At 71.6% G+C, this 12,719-nt stretch carries 15 protein-coding genes and 6 pseudogenes; 8 read left to right on the forward strand and 13 right to left on the reverse strand.

Going from position 1 to position 12,719, the window contains the following annotated elements; all coding sequences use genetic code 11:
- Positions 1-54: 54 nt before the first annotated feature.
- Positions 55-276: a hypothetical protein gene (locus tag ICC28_RS41275; protein WP_317454069.1), complete on the forward strand. Its 222-nt coding sequence runs from the start codon at positions 55-57 to the stop codon at positions 274-276.
- A gap of 92 nt (positions 277-368) precedes the next feature.
- Here ICC28_RS41275 and ICC28_RS23065 read toward each other — a convergent pair whose 3' ends face one another.
- A complete protein-coding gene (locus ICC28_RS23065) occupies positions 369-1,109 on the reverse strand; it encodes a GntR family transcriptional regulator (RefSeq protein WP_188290573.1) in 741 nt (246 codons plus the stop codon).
- Between the two features lie 187 nt (positions 1,110-1,296).
- Here ICC28_RS23065 and ICC28_RS23070 point away from each other — a divergent pair, with 187 nt between their 5' ends.
- Positions 1,297-1,914 (forward strand): GNAT family N-acetyltransferase, encoded by a 618-nt coding sequence (locus ICC28_RS23070; RefSeq protein WP_188290574.1) that lies wholly within the window; start codon positions 1,297-1,299, stop codon positions 1,912-1,914.
- A gap of 64 nt (positions 1,915-1,978) precedes the next feature.
- Here the strand turns inward: ICC28_RS23070 and ICC28_RS23075 are convergent, their stop codons facing one another.
- The 4 genes from ICC28_RS23075 to ICC28_RS23090 form a co-directional block, all read right to left on the reverse strand.
- A complete protein-coding gene (locus ICC28_RS23075; protein ID WP_188290575.1) occupies positions 1,979-2,947 on the reverse strand; it encodes an acetylxylan esterase in 969 nt (322 codons plus the stop codon).
- Between the two features lie 372 nt (positions 2,948-3,319).
- The gene (locus ICC28_RS23080; RefSeq protein ID WP_188290576.1) at positions 3,320-3,481 is read right to left on the reverse strand and encodes a hypothetical protein; all 162 of its coding nucleotides are present in this window, start codon (positions 3,479-3,481) and stop codon (positions 3,320-3,322) included.
- 221 nt (positions 3,482-3,702) lie between these two features.
- Positions 3,703-4,458 (reverse strand): ferredoxin reductase, encoded by a 756-nt coding sequence (locus ICC28_RS23085; protein ID WP_188290577.1) that lies wholly within the window; start codon positions 4,456-4,458, stop codon positions 3,703-3,705.
- A 55-nt stretch (positions 4,459-4,513) separates the two neighbouring features.
- Complete coding sequence (locus tag ICC28_RS23090; RefSeq protein ID WP_188290578.1) at positions 4,514-5,119, reverse strand: sulfite oxidase-like oxidoreductase; 606 nt, start codon at positions 5,117-5,119, stop codon at positions 4,514-4,516.
- A 171-nt stretch (positions 5,120-5,290) separates the two neighbouring features.
- On the opposite strand from ICC28_RS23090, the gene ICC28_RS23095 reads away from it, so the two are divergent.
- Positions 5,291-6,013 (forward strand): GNAT family N-acetyltransferase, encoded by a 723-nt coding sequence (locus ICC28_RS23095; protein ID WP_188290579.1) that lies wholly within the window; start codon positions 5,291-5,293, stop codon positions 6,011-6,013.
- A 125-nt stretch (positions 6,014-6,138) separates the two neighbouring features.
- A pseudogene (locus tag ICC28_RS40685) lies at positions 6,139-6,543 on the forward strand (haloacid dehalogenase); the annotation flags it as partial.
- Positions 6,544-6,604: 61 nt separating this feature from the next.
- Here ICC28_RS40685 and ICC28_RS23100 read toward each other — a convergent pair.
- Complete coding sequence (locus ICC28_RS23100) at positions 6,605-6,943, reverse strand: hypothetical protein (RefSeq protein ID WP_223189277.1); 339 nt, start codon at positions 6,941-6,943, stop codon at positions 6,605-6,607.
- Between the two features lie 217 nt (positions 6,944-7,160).
- Between ICC28_RS23100 and ICC28_RS41280 the strand changes: the two are divergent.
- Positions 7,161-7,256 (forward strand): annotated as a pseudogene (locus ICC28_RS41280) (transposase); the annotation flags it as partial.
- 8 nt (positions 7,257-7,264) lie between these two features.
- Here ICC28_RS41280 and ICC28_RS23105 read toward each other — a convergent pair.
- The 3 pseudogenes from ICC28_RS23105 to ICC28_RS23115 form a co-directional block, all read right to left on the reverse strand.
- Positions 7,265-7,384, reverse strand: a pseudogene (locus ICC28_RS23105) (IS5/IS1182 family transposase); the annotation flags it as partial.
- Positions 7,351-7,699 (reverse strand): annotated as a pseudogene (locus tag ICC28_RS41285) (MerR family transcriptional regulator); the annotation flags it as partial. The pseudogenes ICC28_RS23105 and ICC28_RS41285, both read right to left, overlap by 34 nt.
- 119 nt (positions 7,700-7,818) lie before the next feature.
- Positions 7,819-7,935 (reverse strand): annotated as a pseudogene (locus ICC28_RS23115) (IS481 family transposase); the annotation flags it as partial.
- Positions 7,936-7,993: 58 nt separating this feature from the next.
- On the opposite strand from ICC28_RS23115, the pseudogene ICC28_RS23120 reads away from it, so the two are divergent.
- Positions 7,994-8,383, forward strand: a pseudogene (locus ICC28_RS23120) (GNAT family N-acetyltransferase); the annotation flags it as partial.
- Positions 8,384-8,803: 420 nt separating this feature from the next.
- On the opposite strand, the gene ICC28_RS40695 reads toward ICC28_RS23120, so the two are convergent.
- The 3 genes from ICC28_RS40695 to ICC28_RS23135 all read right to left on the reverse strand — a co-directional run bounded on the left by ICC28_RS40695 (position 8,804) and on the right by ICC28_RS23135 (position 10,139).
- Positions 8,804-9,085 (reverse strand): hypothetical protein, encoded by a 282-nt coding sequence (locus tag ICC28_RS40695; RefSeq protein WP_411158618.1) that lies wholly within the window; start codon positions 9,083-9,085, stop codon positions 8,804-8,806.
- A gap of 4 nt (positions 9,086-9,089) precedes the next feature.
- Positions 9,090-9,323, reverse strand: a complete 234-nt coding sequence (locus tag ICC28_RS40700; protein WP_223189278.1) for a helix-turn-helix domain-containing protein — start codon at positions 9,321-9,323, stop codon at positions 9,090-9,092.
- Positions 9,324-9,449: 126 nt separating this feature from the next.
- A complete protein-coding gene (locus ICC28_RS23135) occupies positions 9,450-10,139 on the reverse strand; it encodes a haloacid dehalogenase type II (protein WP_188290581.1) in 690 nt (229 codons plus the stop codon).
- Between the two features lie 37 nt (positions 10,140-10,176).
- On the opposite strand from ICC28_RS23135, the gene ICC28_RS41135 reads away from it, so the two are divergent.
- Positions 10,177-10,302: a hypothetical protein gene (locus ICC28_RS41135; protein ID WP_262928489.1), complete on the forward strand. Its 126-nt coding sequence runs from the start codon at positions 10,177-10,179 to the stop codon at positions 10,300-10,302.
- Between the two features lie 136 nt (positions 10,303-10,438).
- Here the strand turns inward: ICC28_RS41135 and ICC28_RS23140 are convergent, their stop codons facing one another.
- Positions 10,439-11,839 (reverse strand): FAD-dependent oxidoreductase, encoded by a 1,401-nt coding sequence (locus tag ICC28_RS23140; protein ID WP_188290582.1) that lies wholly within the window; start codon positions 11,837-11,839, stop codon positions 10,439-10,441.
- 72 nt (positions 11,840-11,911) lie between these two features.
- Between ICC28_RS23140 and ICC28_RS23145 the strand changes: the two genes are divergently transcribed.
- A complete protein-coding gene (locus ICC28_RS23145) occupies positions 11,912-12,565 on the forward strand; it encodes a TetR/AcrR family transcriptional regulator (RefSeq protein ID WP_188290583.1) in 654 nt (217 codons plus the stop codon).
- Positions 12,566-12,719: the final 154 nt, after the last annotated feature.

The following is a 12,719-nucleotide window of genomic DNA, read 5'->3' on the forward strand; positions in this document are numbered from 1 at the left end:
CGACGCCGGGCACCGCAGGGTCCAGCTGCGGCGCAGCCACAGGAAACTGCCACCTTGAGTGCGAACCCTCAAACGGCCGCTCCTCGACACGACGGCGGCCGCCACCTCACCGACGCCCCGTCGCCCGCCCTGTACGCCCGCTGGCGCACCCCGCACCCGGTGCCGACGGCGGAGCCGACCGTGCGTCTCCCCGGCGCCCTGGACGCCGACGCGTCGCACGGCTGGGCTGGTGCGCATCCGCACCGGCCGTGCGGGCGTCGGCTGGGCCGTCGATGACAGGGCGGTCTGGTCGGCGGGCGGACGCCTGCTGGCGCCCGGCGGCAGTCCCGCGTCCTCCGGGGGCGGCCGGCGGTCGCGGTTCTCCGGGGTCAGCCGGCCGCCGGCAGGGTGAACTCGTAGACGAGGGCGTCCCGTCGGGCGTCCACGACGAGGTCGGTGATCTCCAGCGGGCGGTCGTACTGGTCGTGCACGCGCCGGGTGACCCGGACCGAGGACGCGCCCGCGAGAGGGGTGATGCAGTCGCGGTGGTGCAAGGCAAGCCCTGCCTTGCGCATCCAGTCGTAGGCGCGCCGCAGTTGGGCCGACGGGGAGCCACCGGGGCGGTCCCGGTAGCGGGCCAGCTCCTCGACCTCGGCCAGCGCCACGGCCGAGAACGACGTCACGGCCGTGCGCCGGCCGTGACCGTCCGCGGCGGCGGACTCGTAACGGTGCACGAGCGTCGGACGGTCGGGGGCCAGGCCCAGTGCCTCCGCGTGGCCCGGCGGGGGAGTCTCCCAGGTGACCGTCGCCCGGTCCACGGCGTTCGGATCCACTGCCCGGGCGCCGACCGGGAAGGTGAGCGCCGAGGGGTTCTCCACCGGCAGACCGGCCAGCGTGGCGTGGCTGCCGCGCCGGTCGGTGGCGACCAGGCCCTCGTGGCGCAGCACCTCCAGCGCCTGCCGTACGGTCTCCCTGCTGACCTCGAAGTGCCGCGCCAACTGCCGTTCGCCCGGCAGCCGTTCGCCGGGCGGAATGGTCCCGTCGCGCAACTCGCCGAGCAGTTGCGTCGCGATGGTCCAGTAGAGGGGCTGTCCCTCGGTGAACGGGTCGTGCGGGGTGGTGCGGGCCATGCCGCGCCCTCCTGTTGGTGACGTGCCGTAGCCGTGCGGGCTCATTGCGCCACCAGATCTAGCATTGGTCTAAACCAGTAGGGAAGGGTGTCGGGACGGTTCGGCTGAAACCGGTCCGCGCGCGGGTGCACTGGCGGGGGCGGAAAAGGACAGGACACCGGCCGAGGTGGCCGGACAGAATGCGGTCATGGCTGATCATGTCCGAACCGTTCCGCGCCCCGACTTCCTCGACAAGCCCACCCTGGAAGGGGAGCAGGTACTGCTGCGGGGCCTCACGGTGGACGATGTGCCCGCGCTGCTGCCGATGTTCCGGGACGCGGAGGCATCACGGCTGACTGGCCACCACGGCGGGGACGAACTCGACGAGGCTCGGCTGCGCACCTGGTACGCCACCCGCCGGGACCAGGACGACCGCCTTGACCTCGCCGTGGTCGAGCGGGCGACGGGGAACGTCGTCGGCGAGGTGGTCCTGAACGAGTGGGACCCGGGCAACGAGAGTTGCAGCTTCCGTATCTGCCTCGTCCCCGGCACCTACGGACACGGCCTGGGTACGGAGGCCACCCGGCTGATCGTCGGCCACGGCTTCGAAACGCTGGGCCTGCACCGCATCTCCCTGGAGGTCTACGCCTTCAACCCCCGCGCCCGCCGCGCCTACGAGAAGGTCGGATTCGTCGCCGAGGGCGTCCTGCGCGACGCGCTGCTCTGGGACGGCGAGCGGGTGGACGCGACCGTGATGTCGATCCTGGCCCCGGAGTGGTCCCGGCACCGGGGACGGCCCGAAACGGCCGGCACCGCGTCGGACTGACCCAGGCGCGGCGGTGCGCCCCCCCGTCCGCCGCCGGGCGGGGACGCACCGCCGGGCCGCCGGCTCAGGCGTACGACCGCAGCCAGCGCAGCTTGGCCGCCTCCTGGTACGGGCCGCCGCCCTCGTGGTCGTTGAAGTCGTAGACCTCGATCCTCTTGTCGTCGTGCGCCCAGGAGTTGAAGGCCGCGTAGATGGTCGAGGGCGGGCAGGTCTGGTCCTCAAGGGCCGCCGAGAACAGGGCCGGGGCCCGGCCGCGGGCCGCGAAGTGCACGCCGTCGAAGTAGGACAGGGTGCGCAGTGCGTCCTCGGCGCGGCCGCGGTGCGTCTTGAGGTACAGGCTGATCTCCCGGTACGGGTGACGGTCCGTCATCGTCACCGCGCGCGGGTAGTCGCACAGGAACGGCACGTCCGGCGCGACCGCCACCAGGTCCGGCACCAGTCCGCCCACCACAAGCGTGATGCCGCCGCCCTGGCTGGCGCCCGTCGCGACCGTCCGCGAGGCGTCGGTGAGCGGATGCGAACGGGCCGCCTCCACCGCCCGCACCGCGTCCGTGAACACCCGCCGGTAGTAGTAGTTCTCGGGGGCGTCGATGCCTCGCGTCATGAAACCGGGGTACGCGGGAGCGCCGCCCACCGGGTCCGCGGTGTCGCCGCCACCGCCCCAGGTGCTGCCCTGGCCGCGGGTGTCCATCACGAAGTGCGCCCGGCCCGTGGAGGCCCACAGCAGGTGCTCGTGCGGCAGTCCGCGCCCACCGCCGTAGCCGACGAACTCCACCACCAGCGGCACCGGCTCCTCGGCCGCCGCGGGCAGCGTCAGCCAGCCCTTGACCGGGTGACCGCCGAACCCGGCGAACGTCACGTCGTACACCGTCACCGTGGAAAGACCCGTGTCGACCGGTTCGAACCGGGCATCCAGATCGTGCTCGCGGGCTTCCTGGAGCGTCTTGGTCCAGAACGCGTCGAAGTCCTCGGGCTCCACGGAATCACTGCGGTACTCGCGCAGTTCGTCGAGCGAGAGGTCGAACCAGGCCATGGGGAACCACCTTTGTGAAGGACGTGCCGGTGATCACACCGTACGTGGGTGATCGGACCTTTCGCCAGAGTGCTGTCCGGTCGCACTCCGACGTCGGCGTCATGACACGAGTCGTTTGCGCGACGAAGGCACTGTTCACGGGGGTTCAATTGGTTGACGCGGGATGGCGGCGAAGACTCCGGTCGGCCGCGGGCTGGGCGCAGATGATCGGGTCACCGCCGCGGGAACCTGCTCTTGGCGGCGGCTCCACTCCGGCCCGGTGCGCGCCCGCTGCCGGTGGCGTGCGGCGAGCCGGTGGGCGATGGGCGGTGGGCGGTGGGCGGCGCGGCGTACCGTGAAGTGCCCGAGCAGGATCAGGGCCGCCCTGTGCTGTCAGACCTCCGCCTCTCCCGGCGCAGGGGCCACGCTCCGGCCGCGGGGGCCGAGCCGGACGTCGACCGTCTCCCCGAGCCGGGTGCCGGCGGGGACGCGCGCCATGGTCGTACGCGAACGACTCTGCGCGTCCGTCCAGCGCACGGTCACGGGCTCGGTCACGTGCTCGGCCGGACGGCACCGCGGTGGGACGCGCCGAGAGGACGCGCCGTTGCCCGGGCCTCGCCGTGCTCCCCGCAATCCCCGCACGGGCGGCGCGCCCACCGGCGGCAGCACAGCCGCCGCCGACACCGCCCAGGCCTCGACGATGTCCGACCGGCGCCGCAGCCGCCGGCCACCTGCCCGTCTCCTCACAAGGGCCCGGGCATTCCGGGCACGGAGGGTCAGCCGAAGCGTTCGATCCGGATACGGTCCACCGGCTGGCCTGCCTGGACGAGCAGGCGCGAGGCGTGCTCGGCGAACCCGTTCGAGCCGCACACGTAGGCCTCCCACCCACCGGGCGGACGCTCGGCCAGGAGCGCCGCCACATGCGCGGCCGACACACGTCCCACCGGCACACCGTGCGGGGCGCTGCGCGTGAACACGGGCGTCGTCTCCGCGCCGTACTCCCGCGCGTAGATCAGCTCCTCGGGGCTGCGCGCCGAGACCAGCAGCCGCAGCGGCACGTCCAGGGCGCGCGCCCGGTGGTGCCGCACCATCGACATCAGCGGTACGACCCCGGATCCGGCGCCGAGCAGCAGCGCGGGCCGGTCCCCGGGCCAGGCGAAGAAGCCGCTCAGCGGGCCGCGCACCTGCACCTGGTCGCCGGGCCGGGCCACCGTGTGGAACCAGCCCGAGACCTCGCCGCCCTCGACATGGTCCAGGGTCAGCTCGATGTGCCCGGAGTCGTCGGGAGCGGAGGCGAGGGAGTAGTGGCGCTGGGCGGTGTAGCCGTCCTCGGCGGTCAGCCGCAGCATCAGGTGCTGGCCGGGCAGATGGCCAGCCCAGCCGGGCACCGCGAAGCGGAAGGTCGCGGCGTGCGGGGTCTCGCGCCGGATCTCGGTGAGGGTGGCGGTCTGCCACTGCGTCGCCGTCCCCTGGTGCACGGCGATGCGTCCGGGCACGGCGAACCGGGTGGGGGGAGCGAAGGTGCCGGCCACCGGAAGGTCTGCCTCAGCTCCCGGAAGTTCTGCCTCCGCCACACGAAAATCTGCCTCAGTCACCGGAGTACCTCTGCTCTTCCCAGGGGTTGCCGCGGGCGTGGTAGCCGTTCTGCTCCCAGAAGCCCGGCTCGTCGTGGTCGAGGAGCCGCAGTCCGGCGATCCACTTGGCGCTCTTCCAGAAGTACAGGTGCGGCACCAGCAGCCGTGCCGGACCGCCGTGCTCGGGGGCGAGCGGCTGCCCGTCGTACTCCCAGGCGATCCAGGCGCGCCCGCCGGTGAGGTCCGCCAGCGGCAGGTTCGTGGTGTACCCGGTGTGGGAGTAGGCCACGGCATGGGTGGCCGCCGCCTGGGGCCGGACCACATCCAGGAAGGCGTCCAGCGAGACACCGCCGAACCGCACCCCGAACTTCGACCAGCTCGTCACACAGTGGATGTCGCCCTCGTACGCCGACGCCGGCAGCGCGTGCGCCTCGGCCCAGTCCCAGGTGTGCTCCCGCTCGACCAGTCCGTCGATACGGAAGGTCCACTCCTCGGGCGTGAGGTCGGGCGTGACCTCGGCGGACAGGACGGGCCAGTCGTCGCCCGCGTCGTACTGGCCGGGCGGCAGCCCGGGGTTGTCGACGCGTGGGCGCCCGGTGAAGCCTCGGGTGACGTTCATACGAGTGGTGCCTCCAGGCCGGCGCGCGGCGGCCCGCGGGTCGGGCGTGATCAGTACGTTGTTCATTCAACCGTACGTGCCCCGGCGTGCGGGAATAGCCATCGGCCGATCTTGCTTGGCGTCTGTGGCGGTGAACCCCGCCCGCGGGGCAGTGAAGGAGTGTGGGAGCAGATGTCCACGGCGCACGAGGCGGTCCTCGACAACCCGGCCCTGGCCTCCCTGACCGGCCCGCACGCCCGGTTCGCCGAGCGGCGCGGCCGGGTGCTGCGCTACCCCGCCGACGTGTCGCCCTGGGTCGCCCTGCCCGACGACCCGGCGGACGGCGACTGGGCCGACGTGGCGGAGCTCGCCGGCCCCGGGGCGCAGGCCCTGCTCATCGGATTCCGCGGCACGGTCCCCGAGGGCTGGGAGGTCACCTTCCGCGCCGAAGGGGTGCAACTGGTGGACGACGGCGTGGCCGCCGTACCGGACCCGGAGGCGGTCCGCCTCGGCCCTGCCGACGTACCCGAGATGCTCGACCTGGTCGCGCGCACCCGACCCGGCCCCTTCCTGCCCCGCACCCTGGAACTCGGCACCTACCTGGGCATCCGGCGCGACGGCGCCCTGGTCGCCATGGCGGGGGAGCGGCTGCACCCGCCGGGCTGGACGGAGATCAGCGCGGTCTGCACCGACCCGGCCGCCCGCGGCCAAGGGCTGGCCGGGCGCCTGGTACTCGCCGTCGCCCACGGCATCAAGAAGCGCGGCGAGACCCCGTTCCTCCAGGCGGCGGCCGACAACACGGGCGCCGTCCGCCTGTACCAGGCCCTGGGCTTCCGGCTGCGCGGCACCACGGTGTTCATGGGCACGCGCGTCCCCGAACACCGCACCCACGAACGGCTGGTGGCGGCAGGGTAGGCGGTCCACCACCTTCGGTCGTGCGCAGTGCTCCGCCGTCAGCAGCACGGCACCCCGCCACAGCTTCCGGCGCAGCAGGAGCACCATGCTTGAGGGCGTGCATCGGAAGTGGTCGCCCGGCTGCGCTGGGAGGGGGCACTCTCGTCCCAGGTACGAGTTCGTCGGTCGTTCTGGCCGGCTTCCTTGGCCTTCGGGACGAGTTGGCCAAGGCCGAGGACGCCTACGCCGCGGGTGTCCTGGCCAATCGGCAGGTCTCCGAGCTGGATGCCGCGGGCTGGGCGGGGGTTCCCGAAGATCAGGTCTCTGGCCGGCTCGACGGGCTTCCCTTGGGTTCGGGCATCACGGAGACGGTGGCGTGGTGTTGGCACAACGGGTTGGTGCCCGTACTGGCAACCCTGGCCTGGTCGCCAGTCGGCAGCTACCTGACTGACCGCTTCGGCTTCCACGCGTTCTGCGGACCTCGGCCGGAGACCACCGGCGGCCGGTTCACAGGCCGGGTCGCCCGTCACTTCGACGAGTACGGCAGCCGACGGCGCGGGGATGTTGTGATCCTGGGGCTGCTGGTTGCGCTGCGATGTGCGGACGCCGTGGTCAGATCCCAGGTCCGTAACCGGGGTTTGGCTGCCGGCGGGGGGTCCACCACTCGGTGAGCCCCCACACCGCGAGCGCGAGCGCGGCCAAGGCTACGAGTGCCGCGACCCAGGGGCGGTGCACCCATCTGGTGGCCAACGCCCAGGCGAAGAGCGGAACCAGTGCGCCGCCGAGCACGATGAGCGGCAGATCGATGACGAGTACGCTCAGATCGCGGGCATGGCCCTCGAATCCTCCGTCGATATTGACCGCGGCCCGCGGTGCCCAGGCAAGCGGCGCGACTGTCGCACCGAGGCCGGCGAGTAGGCATCCGGCGCCGCCCTCAGTCTTCGGGTTCATACCCGTGGCCCGTTGCGCGGTTCTCTCGCCCATGCCCGTGATGGACGCGGCGGCGTGGTGCACGGTTCCGACAGAGCGGCCGCGTGGTGTAACAGCGAACGGTTGGCCTGTTGTGATGTGACGCGCGGTCCGGGTGCTGTACCGAGGGCCAGGGGGCGGCCACTCCGTGCTGATGGCAATAGGCGTACAGGTCCGAGAGATCGACGATGCCGAGGGTCCGACCGTGCGGATCGCGATCGTGTGCGACAACTTCTCCCCGCACCTGACCACGAAGAAGTGCCATTGGGTGGGCGCCTGGGTGGCGGCAAACAATGAGGTTCTTCAGCGGTGCCGCTCCAGAGTGAGTACGGCTTTGGCAATTGGCGTTATGCGGTTCGGGCTGCAGCGGGCGTGCCGGAAGATCCGCCAGGACTTAGGGACACCCTGGTCTTCTGGACCTCTATCGCCCGTTCCGCCACCTCGGCCAGCCGCTGCAGCCTTGCGATCTCCTCACTCAACTGCCGCTGCCGGGCCCGGAGCCGCTCCGAGGGGTTCGCCTGCGGATCCTTGAAGATCGCGGTGATCTCGTCGATGAGGGAAGCCGAGTTCACGGTAGAAGAGGATCTGCTGGAGACGGACCAGGTCAGCCTCACTGTAGAGCCGGTATCCGGCCTGGCTGCGGTCACTGGGCGAGAGCAGCCCTGCCTTGTCGTAGTGAGGCAGTGTCCGCACCGTCACCCCGGCGAAGGCCGAGACTTGCCCCACGGAGTAGCTCATCCACCTGCCCTTTCGTCGGTACACAGCCTCAAGCCTGACGTAAGGGGAGAGTCAACTCGCGCTCGCTGAGCCTCGGAGGCGAAGACGGACAGGGCAGCATGATCCGCCGCTACAACATCTGGCTGACCCTTGAGCGCGGTGTGTCCGCGGTGGCGATTGTAGGTGTGCAGCCGGCCGGGGAAGGCGTCGCGTCGTTCCTGTTCAGAGCGGTAGGGGCGGGCGTAGGCCCATTCGTCCGGCGCCCCCGTGAACCACCAGCCGTGATCATTTGAAGGCGCTGCCTGGGCTCGCGCCATGAAGATCACGTACGAGTGGCGGGGCGACATCGACGACGCCGCGCTCGACGCGCTGCACACGAAGGGTATTGGCCACCCGGCCCCGAGCGCCGGCTGGGCGGCCCGGCTCCGGCGCCACAGCCTCGGCTGGGGCTGCGCACGCGCAGGCGGCGGACTCGTCGGCTTCGTCAACGTCGCGTGGGGCGGTGGCAGTCACGCGTTCGTCCTCGACACCGTGGTCGCGGACGACCACCGCCGCTCCGGCGTCGGGGCCGCACTCGTCGCGGAGGCCACCCGGCGGGCCCGCGAGGCGGGCTGCGCGTGGCTCCACGTCGACTTCGAGGAGGACCTGCGGCCGTTCTCCCTCGACGCCTGCGGATTCACGCCGACCACGGCCGGCCTCCTCGCCCCCTGGCTCCTCGGCCGACCCGTCCCCGGCCGTACCATACGGTCCTACCTACAGGGAGGTGTCGTGAAGCGGCGATGGAAATGGATGCTGGTCTGCAGCGTTCCCGCGCTCGGGTTCTCGGGGCTCGCCGTCGCGGCGCTCGTGGCGTTCGTCGCCGACGGCCCGACGGCCGAGTTCTGGTTCCCCACCAAGGACTCGGACAGCATGATGAGCGCCCGGGGCGCGTCCCTCTCCTATGCCCTCATGGCGGCCCTCAGCTTCGAGTTGGCGCGGGTCATGTCGAAGGGCGCCGACCGGACCGGACCGGCGGATGGCGAGGACCCGCCCACCGGCGCCCGCTGACACCGCCGACGAACGAACACAGGGTCCCCGCCCGCGGAGAAACTGCAGGCAGGGGCCCTGTTCAGGAGTGTGGGCTACTCATATCACTCGCCCGTCGGTCGGCGGGATGTCGTACAGGGCCAGGACCTGGTGCATCTTGGTGATGAAGTCCAGGTCGGTGGACGCCTTCCAGGTGGTCGTGGCCTGCCAGGAGACCTTGCCGTCGCGCAGGATGCGGCGCAGGCTCTCCCGGCTGATCGTCGCAACCACGTGCCGTTCGACCAGGTGGGCTGCGAGTTTGGCAAGGCTCCAGGTGGAGAAGGCGGCGATGTTCCAGTCGGCGGGGGACGTCCGGGCGATCAGGCGGATGTGCTCGCGCACCCGCTCACTGATCGTCTGGGGGCGTCCCCCGCTCCATTTTGGGGTCCAGCGCGTCGAACCCCCGCTCGTTGAAGGCGTGGATGACGTCGCGGACGTAGTCCTCGCTGACCTGCATCAGCGAGGTGATGTCCTTGACCGTCTGGCCCTGGGCGGACATCAGCACCACGATCGCCCGCCGCAGCCGGACCGGGTCCTTCGCGGTCCGGCTGATCCGCTGCAGCCGACGTCCCTCGTCCATGCTGACCGGCCGGAGGAAATCACTCGGTCGACGTCCCACGACCACCTCCAAGATCAAGTCTTGGAGACAGTCTGCTGACCACCGGGCAGCACGTCGGTTACCCGGTCAACGATGCGAGCCGAGCCACTAGACATGCTCGAGTTGGTCAGCCAGGCCGGCCAGATCGTCGGCGTGCAGGTCGAACCCGTCCGAGGAGGTAGGCCGGTCGCCGACGGGGCGGGCGACGTAGGCAGTGCGCAGGCCGAGGCGCCGTGCTCCGCGCAGGTCCCAGGTGTGGGCGGCGACCATCAGAAGCCGCTCCGGCGGTCGTTCCGAGACGGTGACGGCCAGCTGGTAGACCGCTGGGTCCGGCTTGTAGGTGCGGGCGTCTTCGGCGGACAGGGCCTGGTGCCAGCGCAGTCCAGCGTGGGCGTTGATTCCCAGCAGCGCCGTCCGGCTCGCATTGGAGAGTCCGATGAGTGGGAACCGTTCGGCGAGTCGGGCGAGCCCTGCCACGGTGTCGGGCCACGGTGGGAGCCTGCGACCTGACAGGGCCAGTGCCGCTACGGCGGTCGGGTCGTCGACTCCGGCGGCGTCGGCGACGAGCCGGGCGGCTTCCAGGTCGAGGACGTCGCTGGTGACGTAGGGCCGGGCGCCGTCGAGGATGCGGCGTTGCTCGCGGTCGATGTGCTGCTGCCACAGCGACAAGAGCTGCTCGACCCTGGAATCGTCGAGAGAGGGGGCGAGTTCACGAATGCCGGCGCGGATACCAGCGGGTTCGTCGACGAGCGTGCCGAGCACGTCGAACACGACGGCATCGATCTCCGGCTCTGACATGAGAGAGGTTCTCCTGGACGAAAGTAGGGGCGCAAGAGTGGCTGTTGGCCGAACGCGGCTGGACGCCACCCGGATTCCCGAACCGCACGACCTGTACGTCAACGTCGCCAACCACCGCGCCCACCAAGCCGCAACGCTCGACCGGCGCGCCACCCCGGAGTAGGCCCCCCGAGCGAGCGACCGGCAGTTCGGAGACGCACCGCAGCTCTGGCAGGCTTCCTGCACACCTACAACTACCATCGCTGCCACACCGCACTCGACGGTCGGCCACCCGTCAGCCGTGTAAACAACGCTGCGGCTCAATACACCCAGAGCCCGAATCGGCCCAGGTAGTCCCGGAGTCCGTCCCCGGTGTTCCCGGCCCAGCCGACGTAACCGTCCGGACGTACCAGGAACAGTCCGCGGCCGTACGACTCCTGCGCCTGTCCGCACACCACCGGCACCGGCGCCTCGGGTACCGCCACGCCCACCGCCACCAGAGTCCAGTGCGGCCCCCGGAACGCGTCGAAGAGCCGTACGCCGTCCAGCGTGCCGTCGGGGGCGCGGTCGCCGGCCCGCAGGGGGCCCGTGGCCGGGCGGGTCTCCCGCGTGAGGGAGGAGGTCCGGTAGCCCAGGCCGAGCTGGCGCGTGGCCGCGCCGCGCCGTGTCTCGCCCCGGTGCACGCTCGTCGACAGGCGGAGCATGTCCGCCGCGACGGGCCGCCGCTCCTCCTCATAGGTGTCCAGCAGCGCCTCGTCCGCTCCGTCCCGCAGCACCGCCGCCAGCTTCCAGCCGAGGTTGTAGGCGTCCTGGACGCTGGTGTTCAGGCCCTGCCCGCCCGCGGGGGAGTGCAGGTGTGCGGCGTCGCCCGCGAGGAACACCCGCCCGTCCCGGAACCGGTCCGCCAGCGCCGTGCGCGGCCGGAAGTCCGAGGCCCAGCGCACCTCCTTGACGTCCTCGGGGGCGAGATGGGAGCGGGCGGCCACCGTCTTGCGTACGCCCTCGGGGGAGACGTCCACCGGGGCGTCCGCCGGGAACCGGGCGACGACCTGGAAGTCCTCGGTGCCGGGCAGCGGGCAGACGGCCAGGAAGACCTCGCTGTCCGGGCCCGGCGGGAAGATGTGCCAGTTGTCCCGGTCCAGGCCGGTGATCCTGACGTCCGCCACCAGCATCGGCTGCGGGTCCACCGGTTCCCCGGTCATGCCGATGCCGAGCGCGCGCCGCACGGCCGAGCGGCCGCCGTCGGCGGCGACGACGTAGCGGGCGCGGACCGGCTTCCCGGCGGCGAAGCCGACCGTCACCCCGGCCCCGTCCTGCTGCAGCCGCACCGCCTCGCGTCCGAAGGCGACCGCCCCGCCCAGTTCCTCCAGCCGGGCCCGCAGGATCTCCTGCGTCCGCCACTGCGGCACCATCCACGGTTCGTTGTACGGCGAGTCCTCGGTCGCCTCGGCGGGGTCGAACATCCGGTGTTCGCCCTTGCGCTCGCCGTTCTGCCAGATCATGCCGACGGGGTGGTGCCCGCCCGCCGCGCGGATCGCGTCGAGCACGCCCAGGTCGTCGAAGACCTCCATCGTGCGGGGCTGGAGCCCCTTGCCGCGCGAGCCCGGGAAGAGTTCCGCGCCCCGCTCCACGACCGTCGTCTCGACCCCGCGCCGGGCGAGGTCGACGCCGAGGGCGAGTCCGGTCGGGCCCGCGCCCACGATCAGCACATCGGTGTCCATGCCATCCTTCCTTAACGTTGTTAAGTGCGGCTTGGGTGCGAGCATGGACTTAACGCCGTTAAGCTGTCAAGTGTGAACACGGACCGCCGAGCGCCCCTGGACCGCACCCGGGTCGCCGACACCGCCCTGAAGCTCCTGAACGAGACCGGCCTCGACGGCCTGACCCTGCGCGCCATCGCCCGGGAACTGGACGTCAAGGCGCCGGCCCTCTACTGGCACTTCAAGGACAAACAGGCCCTGCTCGACGAGATGGCCACGGAGATGTACCGCCGGATGGTGGCCGGCGCCTCCTTCCACCCCGCCGACACCTGGCGCGAACGCCTGCTGAAGGCCAACCGCGGACTGCGCACCGCACTGCTCGGCTACCGCGACGGCGCCAAGGTCTTCAGCGGCTCACGCTTCACCGGCATCGAGCACGCCGCACAGATGGAGGACACCCTCCGCCTGCTCGCGTCGGCCGGCTTCACCCTCGCCCAGGCCGTACGCGCCACGACGACGTCCTACGCGTACACCCTCGGCTTCGTCACCGAGGAACAGGGCGTCCACCCCCTCCCGGACGAGCGCCGCGAGGGCTACGACCTCGCCGAACGCGCCCGCCTGCTGGCCGACTTCCCCCTCGCGGCGGCCGCGGGCGCGGAGATCTTCGAGGACTACGACACCCACTTCGAGGAGGGCCTGGCGCTGGTGATCGACGGCATCGCGGCCCGATACGGCGTCGAGGAGTGATCCGAAGCCCTCTGTGGTGTCGTGGGGCCTGGATCGTGTGGTCCGGTGCCGGACCCGTGCCCGCAATGGGGCCCCACCGGCACAGCCGGTGAGGGCCGATGCATGCGAGACGGTCGCCGCGCCGCGCGCCGTTTTCTGTGGGTCACTGCCGATT

The sequence above is a fragment of the Streptomyces sp. TRM68416 genome (genome assembly GCF_014596915.1).
Lineage (GTDB): Bacteria > Actinomycetota > Actinomycetes > Streptomycetales > Streptomycetaceae > Streptomyces.